Source organism: Isoalcanivorax indicus (assembly GCF_003259185.1).
Taxonomy (GTDB): domain Bacteria; phylum Pseudomonadota; class Gammaproteobacteria; order Pseudomonadales; family Alcanivoracaceae; genus Isoalcanivorax; species Isoalcanivorax indicus.
In genome coordinates, this window is the sequence record NZ_QGMP01000001.1 from 114,745 (window position 1) to 132,815 (window position 18,071).

Sequence of the window (18,071 nt, forward strand, 5' to 3'; positions counted from 1 at the left end):
GGGCCTGCCCGATAAAACAAGACAGGAAATGCGCTATGACCCGTGCTTCGTTTTATGGCCTGATGGCCTTGGTGACGCTATGGCCTCTGTGGGGACACGGCCAGCCTACCCCGTGGGAGAACGAAGCGCAGGAGGCGGCCATGCTGGGCGAAACGCTGGCGGAAGGCGCGCAGCATCAGCGCTACTGGCGCACTTTCTGGTTGGCCGGTTATGCCACGGGCACGGCGGTGTATCTGGTGCAGGCCGATCGCACCGATAATCGGGAGACCCGTTACGACGCCCATGTTACGGCCATCAAGTCGGCATTGGCGTTCGGTGACGTGTTGCTCAGCCCGCCCAGTCATGCCCGCCGCTGGCGGCAGCTGGACCCGGGCGACGGCAGTGCCCCGGACCTTCAGGCGGCGCGGGCCGCCATGGCGGATCTGGAAATCGAGGAAATGCGGCGCCAGGGCTGGCGTGCCCGGGTGGCGCCGCTGCTGGTCAATGCAGCGGGTGGCCTGGCCATCGGTGTCAGCGATGACCGGCCCCGGGACGGCTGGCTCAACTTCGCATCCGGGATGCTGGTGACAGAAGCCCGCATTCGCACCGAACCGCGCCAGGCCAGCCGTTTCCAGGCCCGGGCCCTGCGGATCGGCGATCAGCAAATCAGCTACACCACGGACTGGTGGCTGATGCCGGGGCAGGCCGGTCTGCTGGTGCGCTTCCCTTGACCGGAACCTCGCACGCTGGCGGCTAACCTCTGCCAATGAAGAAGAATCCGTCCAGACCTCTCCAATACGCCGGCCTTTGGCTGCTGGCGCTGGCCCTGCTTGCTGGCTGCGATCGTGTGGAGCTGGCCTATGAGCGGGGCGACTGGCTCGCGGCCCGGTGGGCGGCAAATCTGATGGACCTGGATGCGACGCAGCGTCGTGACGTGCGCCAGCGTATCCAGACCTATCGCGATGGCCCCGGCAGGCAGCGGGCGCTGGAGCTCGCCGAGGTCTTCAAGGGGCTTGCCGAGGGGCTGTCGGCGCCGCCGCATGATCGGTCGCTGGCGACGGCCATGGAGGATCTTCTTGAATTCAGTCAGCGCGTCGCGGGGGACGCGATTCCCGACATCGTGGCGGTGCTGGTGCAGCTCGATGGCCAGCAGATCAACACCCTGTCCCGGCGCCTTGATGAACAACTGGCCGAGGAAGCCGACCGGGATCGCGACGCCCGACAACGTCGGCTGGAGGACAGCGTTACGCGCTGGACGGGTCGGTTGGAGGCGGATCAGCAGACATTACTGGCAGGCTGCCTGGACGATATGCCGGAGGCGTGGCATCGGCAGCGGGATTGGCGTCAGCAGCAAAATCGCGAGCTGGTGGGCGTTCTGGAGGCCGGGGCAGAGCAAGACAGCTTGACGGCGTACTACCAGGCACGGTGGCTGCTCGACCCGGATCAGCGCCCTGATGAGATCCGCATGCTGCAACGGCAGGGGCTGCGTGTGATGCGTCAGTGTCTGCTCGACCTGAACGCGACATTGACGCCGCGACAACGCGAAAGGGCGGTGTCGCGGCTGCAGCGCTATGAAGAGGCGCTGCGCAATGTCGGGCAACGTGGTTGAGGTGCGTTAGCCCGCCAGTTTGGCGGTAATCTCGGCCACGTGTTTGCCCTGGAAGCGCGCGATTTCGAGCTCGTTGGCGCTCGGTTGGCGGCTGCCGTCGCTGCCCGCCAGCGTTGAAGCGCCGTAGGGGGTGCCGCCGGTAATCTCATCCATGTTGGTCAACGCAGGGCAGGCGTAGGGCACGCCCACCACGACCATGCCATGGTGGAACAGCGTGGTGTGGAAAGAGGTGATCGTGGTTTCCTGGCCGCCGTGCTGGGTGCCGGTGGAAATGAACACGCTGCCGACCTTGCCGATCAGTTTGCCGCCTGCCCACAGGCCGCCGGTCTGGTCGAGGAAGTTGCGCATCTGCCCGGCCATGTTGCCGAAGCGGGTCGGGGTGCCAAAGATGATGGCATCGTAATCGGCCAGTTCATCCGGGCTGGCGATCGGCGCCTGCTGGTCCGTCTTGGCGTGAATGGCCTTGATGGTGTCTTCCGGCATGGTCTCCGGCACGCGCTTGATCGTGACCTCGGTGCCCGCCACGCCACGGGCACCCTCGGCGATGGCGTCAGCCATGGTTTCGATGTGACCCCAGGTGCTGTAATAAAGAACCAGAATCTTGGCCATGATCGGCAACTCCTTGCTGTGCGAGATGAGTGGAAACCTGATGCGCGCAGCCTAAGTCGTTGCCTGAGGCGGATACACGGGGCCGGGTGGGGCGGATTGTTCAGTTTTTTAGATCAATCAGGCTAGACGCCGGTGTGGGGCAGTACGCCGAAATAGACCGCCAGAAAATGACAGACACTGCCGCCCACCACGAACAGATGCCAGATGGCGTGATTGAAGGGAATCAGATGCACCAGATAGAACACCACCCCCAGGGTGTAGGTGATGCCCCCCGCCAGCAGTAACCAGAAGCCGGTGCTGTTGATGCTGGCCAGCAATTCACCGGAGGCGAACAGCACCAGCCAACCCATCAGCAGATAGATCACGACGCGCAGGATCTTGTAGCGATGGCCGAAGGCCAGTTTCAGGGCCACGCCGGTCAATGCCAGCCCCCAGATGACACCGAACAGGATCCAGCCGGTACTCCCGCGCATGTTGACCAGCAGGAACGGCGTGTAGCTGCCGGCGATCAACACAAAGATGGCGCAGTGATCGAGCATCTTGAAGATGGCGCGCAGTCGCTCGTTGCGAAAGCCGTGATAGAGCGCTGAAGACAGGTAGAGCAGGGTCAGGCTGGCGCCGAAGACGGCGAAGCTCACGATCTTCCAGGGATCACCCTGACGTGCCGCCAGTACCACGAGCAGCGCGGTACCGAACACGCTGAGTGCGGCCCCGATACCGTGGGTAAGGCTGTTGAGGTTTTCCTCCAGCGGGGAATACGCGTCTTGCAAACTGTACACCTGTATTGAAATGCGGTGCATGCAGCGTAGCACCGCAGTGTGACCGCCACCAAGCCTGTCAGATGACCTGTCAGCCATCGGCGCCAGACAGGCGGGGCCGCCATGCCCTAGACTTGGGCACATCGCCTGACAGGAGCCCTGCCCGCCATGACTGATCGTGATGATGCCCCCCTGGTTCTGATCGAGCGGCAGACGCCGCTGATGCTGATTACGCTGAACCGGCCAGCGGCGCGCAACGCCGTGAACGGCCCTGCCGCTGCCGCCTTGGCGGCGGCCTTCCGCGAGTTCGATGCCGACGACAGTCTGGCGGTGGCGGTGCTGACCGGCGCTGGCGGGCATTTCTGTGCCGGTGCAGATCTCAAGGCGGTGGCCAGCGGTGACCAGAGCAACCGGCTGGAGCCGGAAGGCGACGGACCCATGGGGCCTTCACGCATGGCGCTCGGCAAGCCGGTGATTGCCGCGGTCGAGGGGTTCTGTGTGGCGGGGGGGCTGGAGCTGGCGCTCTGGTGCGACCTGCGTGTCGCGGCCGAGACGGCCACCTTCGGGGTATTCTGTCGCCGTTTCGGCGTGCCGCTGATTGATGGCGGCACGGTGCGTCTGCCACGCCTGATCGGCATGAGCCGGGCCATGGACCTGATTCTGACGGGCCGCCCGGTGGCGGCACAGGAAGCGTTGCAGATAGGACTCGCCAACCGGGTGGTGCCCGCTGGTGAGGCGCTGGCGGCGGCCTGCGAGCTGGCCCGGGAGATTGCCGCTTTTCCGCAAACCTGTTTGCGCGGTGATCGGCGCAGCGCGCTGGAGCAATGGGGACTTGATGAGCCCGCGGCCCTTGAGAACGAGTTCAGGCATGGCCTGACGACATTGTCGTCAGGGGAAACCGTGGCCGGAGCTGGTCGTTTCAGCACGGGGCAGGGTCGGCACGGCGACTTCAGTTGAGCGTTGCGTTGACCGCAACCTATAATGAAAAACGAGTGCCGCGAGCGCATGGTGCCGCCGTACGGGGCTTCGCACAATCGCTGCCATGCAGATTGGCGAGATACTCAAAAAGCGGCGCGAAGCGCGCACCGAGACTCTGGAGGATGTTGCCTTCAGAGCGGGCACTGACGCCAGCAACCTGTCGCGTATCGAACGCGGCCTGCAACAACCTTCCATTACGCTGCTCGAAAGCCTGGCCGCCGCGCTGGGCACGCGGGTCTCCGAGCTCTATATCGATCTGGAGTCAGCCCGCCAGAGTGGCCCGCCGAAAGACCCGCGCGAACCCTGGGGTGTGGACCTGATGCGCCTGCAGCGTCATTTTCGCGAACTCGAAGCACCCCATCGTGCCTTGCTGATCGATATGGCCAAGTTGCTCAAGAGGCACTGACCGTTCATCGGCGTCCTGCGCACAGTGATGGCATAGTGATATCATTGTTGGCTAACGCAAGCATTATAAATCCGGTTGGCGAATTTGCATGGCGCAGTGGAGCGTGGGTTCGGAAAATCGCGCCATGCATATCGGTGAGATTCTTAAAAAAAGACGCGAAGGTCGTTTCGAAACGCTGGAAGACGTCGCCTTCCGCGCGGGTACGGACGCCAGCAATCTGTCACGCATCGAGCGTGGTCTGCAACAGCCCTCCATTGCATTACTCGAGGCCCTTGTGGGTGCCATGGATTCCTGTGTCTCGGAGCTTTATATCGAAATCGAACAACGGCGACAGGTGCGTGGTGTTGCCGAACCCCGTGAACCCTGGAATGCCGATCTGACTCGCCTTCAACGTCACTTTCGTGTGCTCAAGGCCGAGCAACGCGCCCTGTTGATCGAAATAGCCAAGCTATTGAAGAAATATTGAGCGCCTGTCGTGGGGTGATGATTGAAGGGCGATCAGTGACGGGAAATGGCGGAGAGGGAGGGATTCGAACCCTCGTTACGCTATGAACGTAAACACGATTTCGAGTCGTGCGCTTTCAACCACTCAGCCACCTCTCCAGCGGCCGCATTGTAGCGGTAAATGTGGCCCCGCACGAGAGGCTCCTTGATAGCCCCATCCTATTGTTAAATAAGGTTTGATGGCTTTGAACTGCCTTGCCCCCGGGCGTACCGTTACGGATACACCATTCATTGTTCCGACAGGAGGTTCATCAATGAATCGCAATCCGGAAGTGGCAGCAGCACTCGCACGTTTGTTGGCAGAGAGCTACACCCTGTATCTGAAGTCGCACAATTTCCACTGGAACGTGAAGGGGCCGCATTTCCACGCCCTGCATCTGCTGTTCGAGGAGCAGTACACCGAACTGGCGACAGCGGTGGATACCATCGCCGAGCGCATCCGGGCGCTGGGGCAGCGTGCGCCCGGCAGCTATGCCGAATTCGCGCGCTTGTCAGCGGTGAAGGATGCCGAGGGCGAGCCCGACGCCGAGGCCATGCTGGCCGAGCTGGCCGCCGATCACCGCACGGTGGCCGAGCAGGCTGATCGTGTGCTGCGGATTGCCCAGGAACACCATGACGAGGGGACAGCCTCCCTGGCGGGCGGGCGTATCGAGGTGCACGAGAAGGCCGTCTGGATGCTGTCCGCGCATCTGGGGTAATTCACCGCAGGCATGTATAGTCAAAGGACGAGAAGCCCGGAAACAGGGTTGGCAACGAGGAGAACCAAACAATGAGCAGCCTGTTGGTAAAGGATGTCATGGCGAAGCATCCACCAGCGATCTCCGGGGGCACGTCCTTGTCTGACGCGGTAGATACCCTGCTGCGACACAGGCTGTCCGGCTTGCCGGTGATCAACGATCAGGAGCAGGTGGTGGGCTTCGTGTCGGAGCAGGACTGCCTGCGCAGTATGCTGGTGTCCAGCTACCATGCCGAGGGCGATCCCAAGGTCGAGGACGTGATGCATGCCGAGCCGCTGACGGTATCCCTGGACGGGTCGGTCGTCGATATCGCAGAGCAGATGATCAAGCAGAAGCCGAAGATCTACCCGGTGGTGGACGAACGTCGCCGCCTTGTGGGCCTGTTGATGCGTAGCCAGGTGCTCACGGCCCTGAAGAACAACCGCGGCAACAGCTGACGGCACGATGCGCTGGCGCTACGCCTGCGGTGGCGCCTCTGGTAAGGTCGGGGTTTCCCCTGGCCTGCCCGAGGACCCACATGAACTATCAGGATATCCGCTACGACGTCAGTGATCGCATTCTGACGCTGACCCTGAATCGCCCCGATCGCCTCAATGCCTGGACCCTGCAGATGCGCACCGAGATGCTGGATGCGCTGGCGCGGGCCAACGCCGACGATGACATTGGTGTCATCGTGGTCACCGGTGCCGGGCGTGCCTTTTGTGCCGGCATGGAACTGGAACGCGAAGAGGGCAACATCTTCGGTTACGACACCCCCCAGGGCGACACACTCAACATCAACGAGATCCGTGATTCCGGCGGCGAACTGTCGCTGGCGCTGTATCGTTCGAAGAAGCCGGTGATCGCTGCCATCAATGGCGCTGCCGTGGGCGTGGGCATCACCATGACGCTGCCCATGGATTTCCGCATTGCGGCTGAGGGCGCCAAGATCGGCTTCGTATTCAGCCAGCGCGGCATCGTACCGGAAGCCTGTTCGTCCTGGTTCCTGCCACGTCTGGTGGGCATGCAGGCGGCCATGGAGTGGGTGTTGTCCGGTGAGATATTCAGCGCCGAAGAGGGCCTGGAGAAGGGGCTGTTCCGCAATCTGGAACCCAAAGACAAGGTGCTGGAGGCGGCCTACGCGCTGGCACGCAAACTGATGCACAAGACCTCGCCGGTGTCGCTGGCGCTGGCCCGGCAGATGCTCTGGCGTAATCCGAACTTTGATCACCCGATGCATGCCCATGCCGTGGATTCCCGACTGATGTACATCACCAGCGAACGCCAGGACGGCCGCGATGGCTTCAAGGCATTCCTGGAAAAGCGTGAGCCGGTGTTCACGGCCCGGGTGTCCGAGTCGGTGCCCGACCAGTTCGATTTCTGGCCGGAGCCGCCCTTGCGCTAAAGCGCGCGGCATCCAGGAGGGCGAGTTGATTTCCTGCTGCCATAATGTGTCAGCATGTAGGGATAAGATGCCAGGCGTGTTTACTGCTGGAGCGCCGTTCAATGGACCGCACGGAACGTCTGTTTCGTCTGATGGATGCACTGCGTCGCCGGCGGCTGCCGGTGACGGCGGCGACCCTGGCGGATGAGCTGTCGGTGTCGGTGCGCACCATCTATCGTGATATCCAGAGCCTGATCGGGCTTGGCGCGAGCATCGATGGTGAGGCCGGCATGGGGTATGTGCTGCGCACCGGCTTCTTCCTGCCGCCGTTGATGTTCGACGATGATGAGCTGGAAGCGCTGGTGCTGGGCGCCAGCTGGGTCGCCGGGCAGGGCGATGAACAGCTGGTGCGGGCAGCACGCAATGTGCTGGCCAAGGTCGCCACGGCTTCGCCCAAAGACCTGCGCGACCGTATCGAGGATATCGGCCTCTGGGCCTCCCCCGTGGAAGACCGGGGGTCGGCGTTCATGGGTCAGATCCGCGAAGCGATACGCCGGGAACGCCGGGTGCACATGAGCTATACCCGTGCCGACGGCGAAGACAGTGAGCGGGTGGTGTGGCCGATCATGCTGGCTTTCTTCGAGCGTGCGCGGGTGCTGATTGCCTGGTGTGAGCTGCGCGCGGAATTCCGCCATTTCCGCCTGGATCGGATCCGCACCCTGCGCATCCCCGGCGAGGCCTATCCGCGTCGCCGGGCAACGCTGGTGCGGGAATGGCAGAAGGAAATGAAGATGCCGGACTGTGATGAGCGGTAGCGGTTGCATACAAGGCAAGGGCCCCTCGCAGGCCTAGCATGGCCGTCATAAGCATAACGAGGGCACGACCATGCGTAACTTGCAGCAATTTCTCGACGACTATGGCGACAGTCACCGCAACCCGGTGAACCAGTGGGTGCATATCATCTGTGTGCCCGCGATCCTGTTTTCCACTCTGGGCCTGTTGTGGCTGGTGCCGATCGGTCGCTGGCTGGGCCTGGATGCCGGCCCCGCTTACTGGGTCAACGGTGCCACCCTGCTCGGGGTGATCTCGGGTGTGGTGTATCTGCGCCTGTCTTTCAGTGTATTCCTGATGATGGTGGCCTGGTTCGCCGTGTCGGTGTGGGGCATCATCGCCATCCAGAATGCAGGCTGGTCGCTGTTCTGGATCTCGCTGGTGGTCTGGGTGGCCGCCTGGGCCGTGCAGGTCTGGGGTCACAAGGTGGAAGGCAAGAAGCCCTCGTTTGTGGAGGATCTGGTCTTTCTGCTGATTGGCCCGATCTTCGTCACGTTCGAGGTGGCTCACAAGCTGGGCCTGCGCGTACCCCGCCCGGCTGGCCACTAAGTCCGCCGCACCGCCCGATGCCGCCCTTCAGGTACCTGAAGGGCGGTGGCTACTGCCTCCCGCTTGAATTGTTTATGCTCGGGGTTCCTGCCCGACAGCCACGGATTGCCTGTGACGGACACCACCCCGGTAAGCGGAACCCTGTTCCTGTGGCATGACCGCTGGATGCTGCTTGGCCACCTGCCCGCCAACAAGACGCATCGGCATGTCAGTGCCTCCCTGTTGCTGGGTCTGGACGGCGACTTCGAACTGGAAGTGGAGGGCGAGCGCCGTCTGACCCGCGCGGCGGTGGTCGCGCCGGACGTGGCCCAGGCCCTGAATCCGGGGCAGACCACCATGCTGGTGGCGCAGCTGGACCCCGACAGTGATGCCTGGCGCCGCCTGGCGGGCACCCTGGCCGGGCGGCCCTCGGCGGATCTGCCCCTGCCCGAGAGGCTTGCCCGGGCGCTGGCCCGCAGCAACGATTGCGGGGCGCTGTCCGGCAATATGGCACAACTGCTGACCGCCACCGGCGCCTCCCCGCTGCCATTGGATGCCCGGGTGGCGGACATCTGCAATTACCTGCGCGAGACCCTGCCGGAAAAACTGGATGCCACCGCCCTGGCGGCCCGGGTGGGGTTGTCGGCGTCGCGACTGACCCATCTGTTCCGCGAGCAGACCGGCGTGACCCTGCGCCGTTTCCTGCTGTATCTGAAGATCACCCGTGCCGTGGCGCGCTGGGAGCCGGGCATGACGCTGTCGACCCTGGCGGCGGAAGCGGGCTTCTATGACCAGCCGCATCTGGTGCGCACCGCCCGAGACATGTTTGACGCCTTGCCGTCAGTCTATATCGGTACCGGGCAATTCCGGATCTGCCGCTGCGCCGCCGCGCACTGATTCCTGTGAGCCGCCATGGCCTTGCCGAGGCGGGCTGGCGTAGTCTATGGGGCGTTTCCACACTGAATAGATGACCAGGGGATGTTATGAAACTCGATACTGTCGCGATCCATGGTGGCTTTGCAGGCGATCCGGAGACCCATGCGGTTGCGGTGCCGGTATACCAGACCACCAGCTATTACTTCGACAATACCCAGCACGGCGCAGATCTGTTTGATCTCAAGGTGCCGGGCAATATCTACAGCCGCATCATGAACCCCACCAATGCGGTGCTGGAACAGCGGGTGGCGGAAATGGAGGGTGGCATCGGTGCCCTGGCCATGGCATCCGGGATGGCGGCCATTACGGCGGCGATCCAGACGCTGGCCAGAGTAGGGGACAACATCGTCTCCGTCAGCCAGCTATACGGCGGCACCTACAACCTGTTTGCCCATACCTTGCCGACCATGGGTGTCGAGGTGCGCATGGCGAGCGGTGACGATCCGGCGGCCATGGAAGCGTTGATCGACGACCGCACGCGCGCGGTCTTCTGTGAATCTGTTGGCAACCCGGCGGGTAACATCGTTGATCTGACGGCGTTGGCGGAGATGGCGCACCGGCATGGCGTGCCCTTGATCGTCGATAACACGGTGGCGACGCCGGTCCTGTGCCGGCCGATCGATTTCGGCGCAGACATTGTCGTTCACTCACTGACCAAGTACATGGGCGGGCACGGCACCACCGTGGCCGGGATCATCGTCGACAGCGGCAGGTTTCCGTGGAAGGACAATCCGCGCTTTCCGCAATTCAACGAGCCGGACCCGTCCTACCATGGGGTGGTTTACACGGAAGCGCTGGGTGAAGCGGCCTTTATTGGCCGTGCGCGTGTGGTGCCGCTGCGCAACATGGGCGCCGCCTTGTCCCCCTTCAATGCGTTCCTGATCCTGCAAGGCATCGAAACCCTGCCGTTGCGCATGGAACGGCACTGCGAAAATGCGCAAAAGGTGGCGGAGTACCTGCGCGGTCATGACAAGGTGGTGTGGGTGAAATACGCGGGCCTCAAGGACGATCCCTATCATGCGCTGGCGCAGCGTTACACGCGGGGCACCCCTGCCTCTATCCTCAGTTTCGGCATCCAGGGCGGCAAGGAAGCCGGGGCGCGCTTTATCGATGCCTTGCAGATGATCAAGCGTCTGGTGAATATCGGCGATGCGAAATCACTCGCCTGCCACCCGGCCACCACCACCCACCGGCAGCTCAACGACGCAGAGCTGAAAAGTGCCGGGGTCAGTGCCGACATGGTGCGGTTGTCCGTGGGGATCGAGCATATCGACGATATCCTGGCGGATATCGAGCAGGCGCTAAGTGCCTAGGTCAAACGCTCCCTGAAACGTGTCGGGCTTTCTCCGGCCCAGCGGCGGAACGCCTTGGCAAAGGCGCTCTCGTCGGAGAAGCCCAGCGCCTCGGCAATGTCTGCCAGGCGTTGATCGGTGCGCAGCCGCTGCTCGGCCATCTGGTAGAGCGCGGCGTCCCGCAGCAGCTTGAAGGAGCTGGCTTCATTGGCCAGCCGCCGGTTCAGATGGCGGCCACTGATGCCCAGTTGCTCGGCAACCCGTTCCTTGCCCCAGTGGGGGTGGCTGCGAATCAGCGTCTCCACCTGGGCGGCCAGGCTCTGTTCGGTCAGGCTGGCCAGCATTTCATCGGCGACCTGGCGCAGGTGTTCGCGCATGGCCGCATTGGCCTGGATCAGCGGGATGGCCAGGTCCTCGTCGTTCAGCAGCAGGCTGTACTCCTCGCAGTCGAAACGCACCGGGCAGCCCAGCAGGCTGGTATAGCGCGAGGCGTTATCGCGCTGTCCATGGCGCAGGTGGATGCCGGTCGGGGTAAAGCGCTCGCCGGTGATCCAGCGCGACAGGTGCACCAGACAACCCAGCACGGCCTCGGCGCGCACCTCCAGTGCCGTGTCGTAACCGGGCACATAGCGCAGCCGCAAGCCGCCACGTTCCAGGCGGGTATCGAAATGACTGCCCTCGCTGATGATCGGGAAATACTCCAGCAGCGTGTCCACAGCATCACCCAGCGTGTCGCAGCTCATCAACATCAGGCCAGCGCTGTCCAGATGACCCACCTGAATTTCCAGCCCCAGCCGCAGGCCGATCAGCGGGTCCTCGCTGGCAGCGCAGATGCTTTCCCAGATGGCATCCTGGGCCGACAGCGGCACCCGGTCCTGTCCCGGGTCCAGCTTGCCCAGTGCGGTTTCGGGCAGGGCGACACCCAGGCGCTGGGCGGCCTGCACCACGGCCTGACTGAAACGCAGCGTAATGGTGGGGTTGCTCGACATCGGTGTTCCTGCACGTCTCGAATTAACCGGCGCCGGTCCCGATCGAGCCGGTACAGCACTGGCGCAATGGCCTACCCTGATTTCACGTTCACAGAGCATAACAAGAAGGAGGCCCCATGTACGCTGTCATTGGCGCCGGGCCCATGGGTCTGGCTACCGCCCGCAATCTCGACAAATACGGGATTACCTTTACCGGCTTCGAACTCAACAGCGATGTCGGCGGGCTGTGGGATATCGACAATCCGCACAGCACCATGTACGAGACGGCCCATCTGATTTCGTCGAAAACCATGACCGAGTTCGCCGAATTCCCCATGAAGCCCGAAGTGGCCTCCTATCCCCGGCACGACGCGCTGCGCGAGTACTTCCGTGACTATGCGCGCCACTTCGATCTGTACCGGCATTACGAATTCGATACCCGGGTGCTGGCGGTGGAACCGGACGGTGAGGGCTGGCTGGTCAGCACACGCTGTGGCGAAGAGGTGCGCACCCGACACTTTCAGGGCGTGCTGATCGCCAATGGCACCTTGCACCACCCCAACATGCCGGCGCTGCCGGGGGACTTTGCCGGTCGGGTCATGCATTCCAGCGAATACCGTGCGCCGGACGCCTTCGACGGACAGCGCGTGCTGGTGGTGGGCTGCGGCAACTCCGGCGCCGATATCGCCGTGGATGCGGTGCATCATGCGCGCAGTGTTGATCTGTCGGTGCGCCGGGGTTACTACTTCTTGCCGAAGTTTCTGCTCGGCAAGCCCATCGATACCCTGGGCGGCAAGCTCAAGCTGCCGCGGCGTATGAAGCAATGGCTTGATGGCAAGCTGATTCGTGCCGTGATGGGCAAGCCCTCGCAGTACGGCCTGCCCGATCCGGATTACCGCATCTATGAATCCCACCCGGTGATGAACTCGCTGATCCTGCATCATCTGGGGCACGGCGATATTCGTGCGCGCCGCGATATCAGTGACATCAAGGGCAACACGGTGACGTTTACCGACGGCGAACAGGCCGATTACGACATCATCCTGATGGCCACGGGCTACAAGCTGCACTATCCGTTTATCGAACGGGAGCACCTGAACTGGCCCCGGGACGCGGGGGCGCCGCACCTGTACATGAATGTCTTCCATCCGGATTACGACAACCTGTTCATGATGGGTATGATCGAGGCGGCCGGGCTGGGCTGGGAAGGCCGTAATGAGCAGGCCGAAATGGTGGCGCTGTTTATCCGCCAGCTGGCAGCAGGCAGCCCGGAAGCCCTCAAGCTGAAGGAGATAAAGCGTCGCGAAGCGGAAAACGTGCTGGACGGCGGCTACAGCTACCTGAAGCTGGAGCGCATGGCCTACTACGTGCACAAGGACACCTACCGCGACACCATGCAGCGCTATCGCGATGCCCTGAAACGCGATATGGCGGCGTCGGGGACTTCCTCCCGTAGCGCACGCATGGCCTGATCATGTCAGGGCCCTTGCCGATACAATTCGACCCGGCCAGTCTGATCCTGCTGAACGTCATCATGGCCTGCATGATGTTCGGGGTGTCACTGAACCTGCGTACCGAAGATTTCGGGCGGGTGCTGAGAGCCCCTGTGGCGCCGGCCGCCGGGCTGGTGGCACAGTTTCTGCTGTTGCCGGCGGTGACCTGCCTGGCCACCTGGTGGCTGGGTGTCGACCCGGAGCTGGCACTGGGCATGATCCTGGTGGCGTCCTGCCCCGGGGGCAGCTTCTCCAACATCATGACCTGGATCGGCCGCGCCAATGTGGCCGTGTCGGTGAGCATGACCGCAGTGTCCAGTCTGGCGGCGACCATCATGACGCCGTTCAATTTCGCGCTGTACGGGTACCTCAACCCGCATACCCGCGAGATTCTGACGTCGATAGCGCTGGACCCGCTCAGCATCCTGTTGCTGGTGACGCTGGTGCTGGCCGTGCCGCTGGTGCTGGGCATGTGGGTCGGGCGGCGTTTTCCCGGTCTGGCGGCGCGCAGTGAGAAGCCGTTCCGCATTGCCGCGTTGCTGGTGTTTCTCGCGTTCGTAGGGATTGCCTTCAGTAATAACTTCGACCTCTTTATCGAGCGATTCCACACCTTCTTCTGGCTGGTCGTGGTGCATAACCTGCTGGCGTTGAGCCTGGGCAACGGCATGGGCCGACTGCTGCGCCTGCCGGTCAACGATCGCCGCGCCGTCACCATGGAGGTGGGCATCCAGAACTCCGGCCTGGGGCTGGTGATTCTGTTTACGTTCTTCCCGGAAGCCGGGGGCATGATGCTGATCACGGCCTTCTGGGGCGTGTGGCATCTGGTGTCCGGACTGACGCTGGCCTTGTTGTGGTCGCGCACGCGCGCGGCCCGGGAGTCTGCACTACATGGGTGAGCAACATGACTGAAAAACGCATTCTGATCACCGGCGCGGCCGGTTACGTCGGCAGCCTGCTGGGCGCGCGCCTGGCCACGGACTATCCGGTGATCGGCACCGATATCCGCAGCCGGGATGATCTCGGCTTTCCTGTTTCGGTCATGGATATCCGTGACCCGGCCTTGCGCGATCTGATGGTGAGCGAGCGCATCACCCATGTCGTGCATCTGGCCTCGGTGCTGGAGACGACCGGCGATCGTGCGCTGGATTACGATATCGACGTCAACGGCACCCGCAACGTGATCGATTGCTGTGTGCGTGCCGGTGTGCGGCATCTCACGGTGACCAGCTCTGGCGCGGCCTACGGGTATTACGGCGACAATCCGGCCTGGATTGATGAGCAGGACGCACTGCGCGGCAATGCCGACATGCCCTATGCCGACCACAAGCGGCGTATCGAGGCCATGCTGGCGGATCAGCGCCAGCAGCACCCGGGTCTGCGCCAGCTGATTTTTCGCCCCGGCACGATTCTGGGTGCGGAGACACGCAATCTGATTACCAACCTGTTCACCGGAAAGCGGTTGCTGGCCATTCGCGGCAGTGATTCTCCGTTTGTCTTCATCTGGGATGAGGATGTGATCGGCGCCATGGAATTCGGTATCCGCGAAGACCGTGCTGGCATATTCAATATGGCCGGTGACGGTGCCCTGACCATCCACGAGATCGCCGCACTGCTGGGCAAGCCGGTCCGTACCTTGCCTGCCAGTCTGATCCGGACAGCACTGTGGTGGGGCCAATTGTTGAGGATAGGGCGCTATGGGCCGGAGCAGATCAATTTTCTGCGTTATCGTCCGGTGCTGTCCAACCGGCGCCTGAAAGAAGAATTTGGCTACTCGCCGAAAAAAACATCGGAAGAAACCTTTCGCTACTACATCGAACACGCACGAGCGCGAGGAGACCTGTGAGCATGGACAAGGGCTGTGTACTGATTACCGGCGCCGCCGGTGGCCTGGGCTGGGAAATGGCGCGGGTTTTCCATCGCCGTGGTGAGCATCTGTTGCTGGCCGACATGAACGGCGAACTGCTGGCGCAGCGCGTGGCGTCGCTGGGCACGCCAGAACGGGTTGCCATGCTGGCGGGGGACATCACCGATGCACGGCATCAGGAGGCGCTGGTGGCGCAGGCGGCGAGCACGTTCGGTGGCGTACGCATTCTGGTGAACAACGCAGGCATCACCCACCGCTCCCTGGCTGAAAAGACGGACCCGGCCGTACTGCGCAAGGTCATGCAGGTGGATTGGCAGGCGCCGCTGGAGCTGGCGCTGCGCGCCTTGCCGCAGGTGCAGGCGCACCGGGGCACACTGGTCAACGTGGGTTCCATGGCGGGCTGGATGCCGGTGCTCGGCCGTACCGCCTACTGCGCCGCCAAATCGGCACTGGCGCAATCTTTCGAGGTGATTCGCTGCGAACAGCAACGCCACGGCGTGCATGTGCTGATGGTTTATCCGAGCTTTATCGATACGCCCATTGAGCAACATGCACTGGGTTTTGACGGCAAACCGGCACGCCATGCGCGTTCCATGGTGGGCAAGATGAAATCCGCCGACTGGATGGCGGAACGCATTGTTGCGGCCTGCGTGCAGCGTCGCAAACGCGTCTACTCGGACCGCCTGTCGGTGTTTGGTGCTCTGCTCTGGCGTATCGCCCCGGACTTGTATCAGCGCATCATGATGAAGAAATTCGCCGTGGAACTGGAGCAGTAATGGATCCCTGGCTATGGCTGGCGCTGTTCATTCTGGTGGCCTACACGATTGAAGCCGTAACCGGTTTCGGCAGCATCGTCATCGCCCTGTCGCTGGGCGCCATCCTGCTGCCGATTCCGGCGCTGTTGCCGGTGCTGGTGCCGCTGAACATTCTCATGAGTGGTTACCTGAGCGTGCGTCATCGGCGGTCTATCCACTGGCCGACGCTGCTGCGCCTGATCCTGCCGCTGATGGCGGCAGGCACCCTGGCCGGGTATCTGGTGCGCCCGTGGCTGAGTGCCAGCCTGCTGCAGATCGCCTTTGGCGTCCTGATTATCTGGTTTGCCGGGCGCGAGCTGTGGCGGATGGCCAACAACCATGTGCCGCGCGCCCACCCGGCAGGCGTCACCCGAGGCCTGATGCTGGGTGCGGGTCTGACCCATGGCCTGTTTGCCTCCGGTGGCCCCCTGTTGGTGTACGCGCTGGCGGGCACCCGCCTGGACAAGGCGCGCTTTCGGGCAACACTGATCGCGGTCTGGTTCACGCTCAACAGCCTGCTGACGCTGATCTTCCTGCTGGATGGCAGCCTGGCGAGCGCGGCCCCGAAGCTGGTGTGGTATATCCCGTTGCTGGTGGTCGGGGTCTTGCTGGGCGAGTGGTTGCACCACCGGGTCAATGAGCAGCGCTTCCGCCAGCTGGTGTTCGCCATGCTGCTGGTGACCGGGTTCGCCCTGCTGGTCTGAACGCCGGTACGGGCTTGTTATACTGCCACCTGATGCTGCATTTTTCGGGGACAGCCATGCCTGATATCAACATTGAAACCGTCTCTGGCCAGGCGTTGCGGCCGTGGCTGGACGCGCTGGCGCGGCTACGCATCCGGGTGTTTCGCGAGTGGCCCTACCTGTATGAAGGCAGTGAAGCCTACGAGCGCGAATACCTGGGCATGTACGCGGCGTCGCCCCGCAGTCTGATGGTGCTGGCCCTTGACGGTGACCAGGTGATTGGCGCGTCCAGCGGCTTGCCTCTGCGGGACGCTGAGGTCGAGTTTCAGGCGCCTTTTGCCGCGCGTGGTGTGGCCCTGGAGGACGTCTTCTACTTTGGCGAGTCGGTGCTTGATGCCCGCTATCGGGGGCACGGACTCGGACACCGCTTCTTTGATGCGCGGGAAGCCTTTGCGCACGCGCACGGGTTTGCCATCACCACCTTCTGTGCCGTGCAGCGCCCGGCAGACCACCCGGCGCGTCCGGCTCACTATCGCCCCCTGGATGCCTTCTGGCAGGGGCGCGGCTACCAGCGGCAGCCGGGCATGCTGACGCACTTTCCGTGGCGTGATATCGGTGATGCCGCGCAGACGGACAAGCCGATGCAGTTCTGGACCCGCGGTTTGCCATCGGTCTCTTCACAGGGTGATGGCGGCGATACCGGGATACTTGAGAGCCAGAGTGGGCGGCAGGGCGGACAACAACGGTGAAACGGTGGCGAGCATGGTGTGCAGGGCTGACGTTGCTGGCGTCGGCAGCCTTCGCTCAGGGCGCGGACTGTCCGGATACGCTGAATCACACCTTCAAGCGGCTGCATGCCGATGAAGACGTGAATCTGTGTGATCTGGCGGGCCAGCCGGTGCTGGTGGTCAATACGGCCAGCTTCTGCGGCTTCACAGGCCAGTTCGAAGGGCTGGAGGCGCTGTACCAGCGCTTCCGTGATCGTGGCCTTGAGATCGTGGGTGTGCCGTCGGGTGACTTCAATCAGGAAGCGCGTGACGAGGCAGAAACGGCCGAGGTCTGTTATGCCAACTACGGCGTGACCTTCACCATGACGTCACCGCAGTCCGTGCGTGGCAGCGGTGCCCACCCGATGTTCCGTTTGCTGGCGGCTGAGGCGGGCACACCACCGCGCTGGAATTTCCACAAGTACCTGCTGGATGCCGACGGCAAGGTGGTCGCGCAGTTCCCCAGCCAGGTGGCCCCGCAGGACGCCCGGCTGGTGAGTGCGGTGGAGTCAGTGCTGCCCGATTTCAGCAATCGCCGAGACGACGTCCTGACACGGTAATGTGCATGCTCATCGGGCCCATGGGCGTGTCCATGTCGCCCTTGATGACGCCCTCTGAGGTGGTGCCGTTCATGCGCATGTCCGCATTCATGGTGTAGCGGGTGCCGTCATCAGCCGCGCAGCTCACGGTGTAGCGCATGCGCGAGCGCTGCATGTTCATGTTCTTCACTTCACAGCCTTCCATGCCTTCACCGGCCAGCAGGTCGATGTTCTGCAGGTCTTCTGCCGTCACGCACTCGCGGTGACTGTCCTCCTGCGGCGGCATCTTCTGGTCACCCATGGTCATGACGGTGACGTTCGCGTATTCCCACTCGCCGGGCTGGATGTTCGGGTCGGCGGCGCTGGCTGTGAAGGGCAGGGCCAGCAGGCCGGTCAGGGCGAGCAGGGTAGAGGGAAAACGCATAAGGGGCTC

Annotated in this window: 23 protein-coding genes and 1 tRNA gene; 19 read left to right on the top strand and 5 right to left on the bottom strand. The window is 63.1% G+C overall.

Annotation, left to right across the window (positions count from 1 at the left end):
- Nucleotides 1–35 precede the first annotated feature (35 nt).
- Nucleotides 36–710, top strand: coding sequence for a hypothetical protein (locus tag DKW65_RS00530; RefSeq protein ID WP_111655415.1), 675 nt, complete (start codon nt 36–38; stop codon nt 708–710).
- Nucleotides 711–745: 35 nt separating this feature from the next.
- On the top strand, nt 746–1,588 hold the full coding sequence (locus DKW65_RS00535) for a DUF6279 family lipoprotein (protein WP_111655416.1): 843 nt from the start codon (nt 746–748) through the stop codon (nt 1,586–1,588).
- A 6-nt stretch (nt 1,589–1,594) separates the two neighbouring features.
- On the opposite strand, the gene wrbA is transcribed toward DKW65_RS00535, so the two are convergent.
- Both wrbA and trhA read right to left on the bottom strand, forming a co-directional pair.
- On the bottom strand, nt 1,595–2,197 hold the full coding sequence (wrbA, locus tag DKW65_RS00540) for an NAD(P)H:quinone oxidoreductase (protein ID WP_111655417.1): 603 nt from the start codon (nt 2,195–2,197) through the stop codon (nt 1,595–1,597).
- Between the two features lie 122 nt (nt 2,198–2,319).
- Complete coding sequence (trhA, locus tag DKW65_RS00545) at nt 2,320–2,967, bottom strand: PAQR family membrane homeostasis protein TrhA (protein ID WP_245932357.1); 648 nt, start codon at nt 2,965–2,967, stop codon at nt 2,320–2,322.
- A 156-nt stretch (nt 2,968–3,123) separates the two neighbouring features.
- Here trhA and DKW65_RS00550 point away from each other — a divergent pair, with 156 nt between their 5' ends.
- The 3 genes from DKW65_RS00550 (at nt 3,124) to DKW65_RS00560 (ending at nt 4,805) form a co-directional block, all read left to right on the top strand.
- Nucleotides 3,124–3,912 (top strand): crotonase/enoyl-CoA hydratase family protein, encoded by a 789-nt coding sequence (locus DKW65_RS00550; RefSeq protein ID WP_111655419.1) that lies wholly within the window; start codon nt 3,124–3,126, stop codon nt 3,910–3,912.
- Between the two features lie 85 nt (nt 3,913–3,997).
- The gene (locus tag DKW65_RS00555; RefSeq protein ID WP_111655420.1) at nt 3,998–4,339 is read left to right on the top strand and encodes a helix-turn-helix domain-containing protein; all 342 of its coding nucleotides are present in this window, start codon (nt 3,998–4,000) and stop codon (nt 4,337–4,339) included.
- Nucleotides 4,340–4,427: 88 nt separating this feature from the next.
- The gene (locus tag DKW65_RS00560; RefSeq protein ID WP_245932358.1) at nt 4,428–4,805 is read left to right on the top strand and encodes a helix-turn-helix domain-containing protein; all 378 of its coding nucleotides are present in this window, start codon (nt 4,428–4,430) and stop codon (nt 4,803–4,805) included.
- Between the two features lie 46 nt (nt 4,806–4,851).
- Here the strand turns inward: DKW65_RS00560 and DKW65_RS00565 are convergent.
- Nucleotides 4,852–4,942: transfer RNA gene (locus DKW65_RS00565), tRNA-Ser, on the bottom strand.
- Between the two features lie 155 nt (nt 4,943–5,097).
- Here DKW65_RS00565 and DKW65_RS00570 point away from each other — a divergent pair.
- The 7 genes from DKW65_RS00570 to DKW65_RS00600 all read left to right on the top strand — a co-directional run bounded on the left by DKW65_RS00570 (nt 5,098) and on the right by DKW65_RS00600 (nt 10,551).
- Complete coding sequence (locus tag DKW65_RS00570) at nt 5,098–5,541, top strand: Dps family protein (protein WP_111655421.1); 444 nt, start codon at nt 5,098–5,100, stop codon at nt 5,539–5,541.
- A gap of 71 nt (nt 5,542–5,612) precedes the next feature.
- A complete protein-coding gene (locus DKW65_RS00575) occupies nt 5,613–6,017 on the top strand; it encodes a CBS domain-containing protein (protein ID WP_111655422.1) in 405 nt (134 codons plus the stop codon).
- An 80-nt stretch (nt 6,018–6,097) separates the two neighbouring features.
- Complete coding sequence (locus DKW65_RS00580) at nt 6,098–6,964, top strand: crotonase/enoyl-CoA hydratase family protein (protein WP_111655423.1); 867 nt, start codon at nt 6,098–6,100, stop codon at nt 6,962–6,964.
- Nucleotides 6,965–7,065: 101 nt separating this feature from the next.
- Nucleotides 7,066–7,758: a helix-turn-helix transcriptional regulator gene (locus DKW65_RS00585; protein ID WP_111655424.1), complete on the top strand. Its 693-nt coding sequence runs from the start codon at nt 7,066–7,068 to the stop codon at nt 7,756–7,758.
- A gap of 70 nt (nt 7,759–7,828) precedes the next feature.
- On the top strand, nt 7,829–8,323 hold the full coding sequence (locus tag DKW65_RS00590) for an Mpo1 family 2-hydroxy fatty acid dioxygenase (RefSeq protein ID WP_111655425.1): 495 nt from the start codon (nt 7,829–7,831) through the stop codon (nt 8,321–8,323).
- A gap of 111 nt (nt 8,324–8,434) precedes the next feature.
- On the top strand, nt 8,435–9,199 hold the full coding sequence (locus DKW65_RS00595) for a helix-turn-helix domain-containing protein (RefSeq protein ID WP_111655426.1): 765 nt from the start codon (nt 8,435–8,437) through the stop codon (nt 9,197–9,199).
- Nucleotides 9,200–9,285: 86 nt separating this feature from the next.
- The gene (locus DKW65_RS00600; RefSeq protein ID WP_111655427.1) at nt 9,286–10,551 is read left to right on the top strand and encodes a bifunctional O-acetylhomoserine aminocarboxypropyltransferase/cysteine synthase; all 1,266 of its coding nucleotides are present in this window, start codon (nt 9,286–9,288) and stop codon (nt 10,549–10,551) included.
- Here DKW65_RS00600 and DKW65_RS00605 read toward each other — a convergent pair.
- On the bottom strand, nt 10,548–11,519 hold the full coding sequence (locus DKW65_RS00605; protein ID WP_111655428.1) for an AraC family transcriptional regulator: 972 nt from the start codon (nt 11,517–11,519) through the stop codon (nt 10,548–10,550). The genes DKW65_RS00600 and DKW65_RS00605 overlap by 4 nt on opposite strands.
- A gap of 116 nt (nt 11,520–11,635) precedes the next feature.
- On the opposite strand from DKW65_RS00605, the gene DKW65_RS00610 reads away from it, so the two are divergent.
- Genes DKW65_RS00610 through DKW65_RS00640 form a run of 7 tightly spaced genes read left to right on the top strand, consistent with a single transcriptional unit; the run spans nt 11,636 to nt 17,659 of the window.
- Nucleotides 11,636–12,970, top strand: a complete 1,335-nt coding sequence (locus tag DKW65_RS00610; protein ID WP_111655429.1) for a flavin-containing monooxygenase — start codon at nt 11,636–11,638, stop codon at nt 12,968–12,970.
- 2 nt (nt 12,971–12,972) lie between these two features.
- Nucleotides 12,973–13,887 carry a bile acid:sodium symporter family protein gene (locus DKW65_RS00615; RefSeq protein WP_111655430.1) on the top strand — a complete coding sequence of 305 codons (915 nt, stop codon included), beginning with the start codon at nt 12,973–12,975 and terminating at the stop codon, nt 13,885–13,887.
- Nucleotides 13,888–13,892: 5 nt separating this feature from the next.
- Entirely contained in the window at nt 13,893–14,834 is a 942-nt protein-coding gene (locus DKW65_RS00620; protein WP_111655431.1) for an SDR family oxidoreductase, read from the top strand.
- Nucleotides 14,835–14,836: 2 nt separating this feature from the next.
- Nucleotides 14,837–15,631, top strand: a complete 795-nt coding sequence (locus tag DKW65_RS00625) for an SDR family NAD(P)-dependent oxidoreductase (RefSeq protein WP_111655432.1) — start codon at nt 14,837–14,839, stop codon at nt 15,629–15,631.
- A complete protein-coding gene (locus DKW65_RS00630) occupies nt 15,631–16,353 on the top strand; it encodes a sulfite exporter TauE/SafE family protein (protein WP_111655433.1) in 723 nt (240 codons plus the stop codon). The genes DKW65_RS00625 and DKW65_RS00630 overlap by 1 nt, the downstream gene beginning before the upstream one ends.
- A 56-nt stretch (nt 16,354–16,409) precedes the next feature.
- Nucleotides 16,410–17,081 carry a GNAT family N-acetyltransferase gene (locus tag DKW65_RS00635; protein WP_111655434.1) on the top strand — a complete coding sequence of 224 codons (672 nt, stop codon included), beginning with the start codon at nt 16,410–16,412 and terminating at the stop codon, nt 17,079–17,081.
- On the top strand, nt 17,078–17,659 hold the full coding sequence (locus tag DKW65_RS00640) for a glutathione peroxidase (RefSeq protein WP_245932359.1): 582 nt from the start codon (nt 17,078–17,080) through the stop codon (nt 17,657–17,659). Before DKW65_RS00635 ends, DKW65_RS00640 begins: the two co-directional genes overlap by 4 nt.
- Here DKW65_RS00640 and DKW65_RS00645 read toward each other — a convergent pair.
- Complete coding sequence (locus DKW65_RS00645; protein WP_111655435.1) at nt 17,625–18,062, bottom strand: DUF3617 domain-containing protein; 438 nt, start codon at nt 18,060–18,062, stop codon at nt 17,625–17,627. The two genes, DKW65_RS00640 and DKW65_RS00645, sit on opposite strands and share 35 nt — an antisense overlap.
- Between the last annotated feature and the right edge of the window lie 9 nt (nt 18,063–18,071).

What these genes read in the sequence shown, in the direction of transcription:
- DKW65_RS00555 (WP_111655420.1), top strand. Translation starts at nt 3,998, where the DNA reads ATGCAGATTGGCGAGATACTCAAAAAGCGGCGCGAAGCGCGCACCGAG.
- DKW65_RS00585 (WP_111655424.1), top strand. Translation starts at nt 7,066, where the DNA reads ATGGACCGCACGGAACGTCTGTTTCGTCTGATGGATGCACTGCGTCGC.
- DKW65_RS00530 (WP_111655415.1), top strand. Translation starts at nt 36, where the DNA reads ATGACCCGTGCTTCGTTTTATGGCCTGATGGCCTTGGTGACGCTATGG.
- DKW65_RS00645 (WP_111655435.1), bottom strand. Translation starts at nt 18,062, where the DNA reads ATGCGTTTTCCCTCTACCCTGCTCGCCCTGACCGGCCTGCTGGCCCTG.
- wrbA (WP_111655417.1), bottom strand. Translation starts at nt 2,197, where the DNA reads ATGGCCAAGATTCTGGTTCTTTATTACAGCACCTGGGGTCACATCGAA.
- DKW65_RS00535 (WP_111655416.1), top strand. Translation starts at nt 746, where the DNA reads ATGAAGAAGAATCCGTCCAGACCTCTCCAATACGCCGGCCTTTGGCTG.
- DKW65_RS00605 (WP_111655428.1), bottom strand. Translation starts at nt 11,519, where the DNA reads ATGTCGAGCAACCCCACCATTACGCTGCGTTTCAGTCAGGCCGTGGTG.
- DKW65_RS00620 (WP_111655431.1), top strand. Translation starts at nt 13,893, where the DNA reads ATGACTGAAAAACGCATTCTGATCACCGGCGCGGCCGGTTACGTCGGC.
- DKW65_RS00590 (WP_111655425.1), top strand. Translation starts at nt 7,829, where the DNA reads ATGCGTAACTTGCAGCAATTTCTCGACGACTATGGCGACAGTCACCGC.
- DKW65_RS00635 (WP_111655434.1), top strand. Translation starts at nt 16,410, where the DNA reads ATGCCTGATATCAACATTGAAACCGTCTCTGGCCAGGCGTTGCGGCCG.
- DKW65_RS00550 (WP_111655419.1), top strand. Translation starts at nt 3,124, where the DNA reads ATGACTGATCGTGATGATGCCCCCCTGGTTCTGATCGAGCGGCAGACG.
- DKW65_RS00570 (WP_111655421.1), top strand. Translation starts at nt 5,098, where the DNA reads ATGAATCGCAATCCGGAAGTGGCAGCAGCACTCGCACGTTTGTTGGCA.
- DKW65_RS00575 (WP_111655422.1), top strand. Translation starts at nt 5,613, where the DNA reads ATGAGCAGCCTGTTGGTAAAGGATGTCATGGCGAAGCATCCACCAGCG.
- DKW65_RS00560 (WP_245932358.1), top strand. Translation starts at nt 4,428, where the DNA reads ATGGCGCAGTGGAGCGTGGGTTCGGAAAATCGCGCCATGCATATCGGT.
- DKW65_RS00580 (WP_111655423.1), top strand. Translation starts at nt 6,098, where the DNA reads ATGAACTATCAGGATATCCGCTACGACGTCAGTGATCGCATTCTGACG.
- DKW65_RS00630 (WP_111655433.1), top strand. Translation starts at nt 15,631, where the DNA reads ATGGATCCCTGGCTATGGCTGGCGCTGTTCATTCTGGTGGCCTACACG.
- DKW65_RS00625 (WP_111655432.1), top strand. Translation starts at nt 14,837, where the DNA reads ATGGACAAGGGCTGTGTACTGATTACCGGCGCCGCCGGTGGCCTGGGC.
- DKW65_RS00610 (WP_111655429.1), top strand. Translation starts at nt 11,636, where the DNA reads ATGTACGCTGTCATTGGCGCCGGGCCCATGGGTCTGGCTACCGCCCGC.
- DKW65_RS00600 (WP_111655427.1), top strand. Translation starts at nt 9,286, where the DNA reads ATGAAACTCGATACTGTCGCGATCCATGGTGGCTTTGCAGGCGATCCG.
- DKW65_RS00615 (WP_111655430.1), top strand. Translation starts at nt 12,973, where the DNA reads ATGTCAGGGCCCTTGCCGATACAATTCGACCCGGCCAGTCTGATCCTG.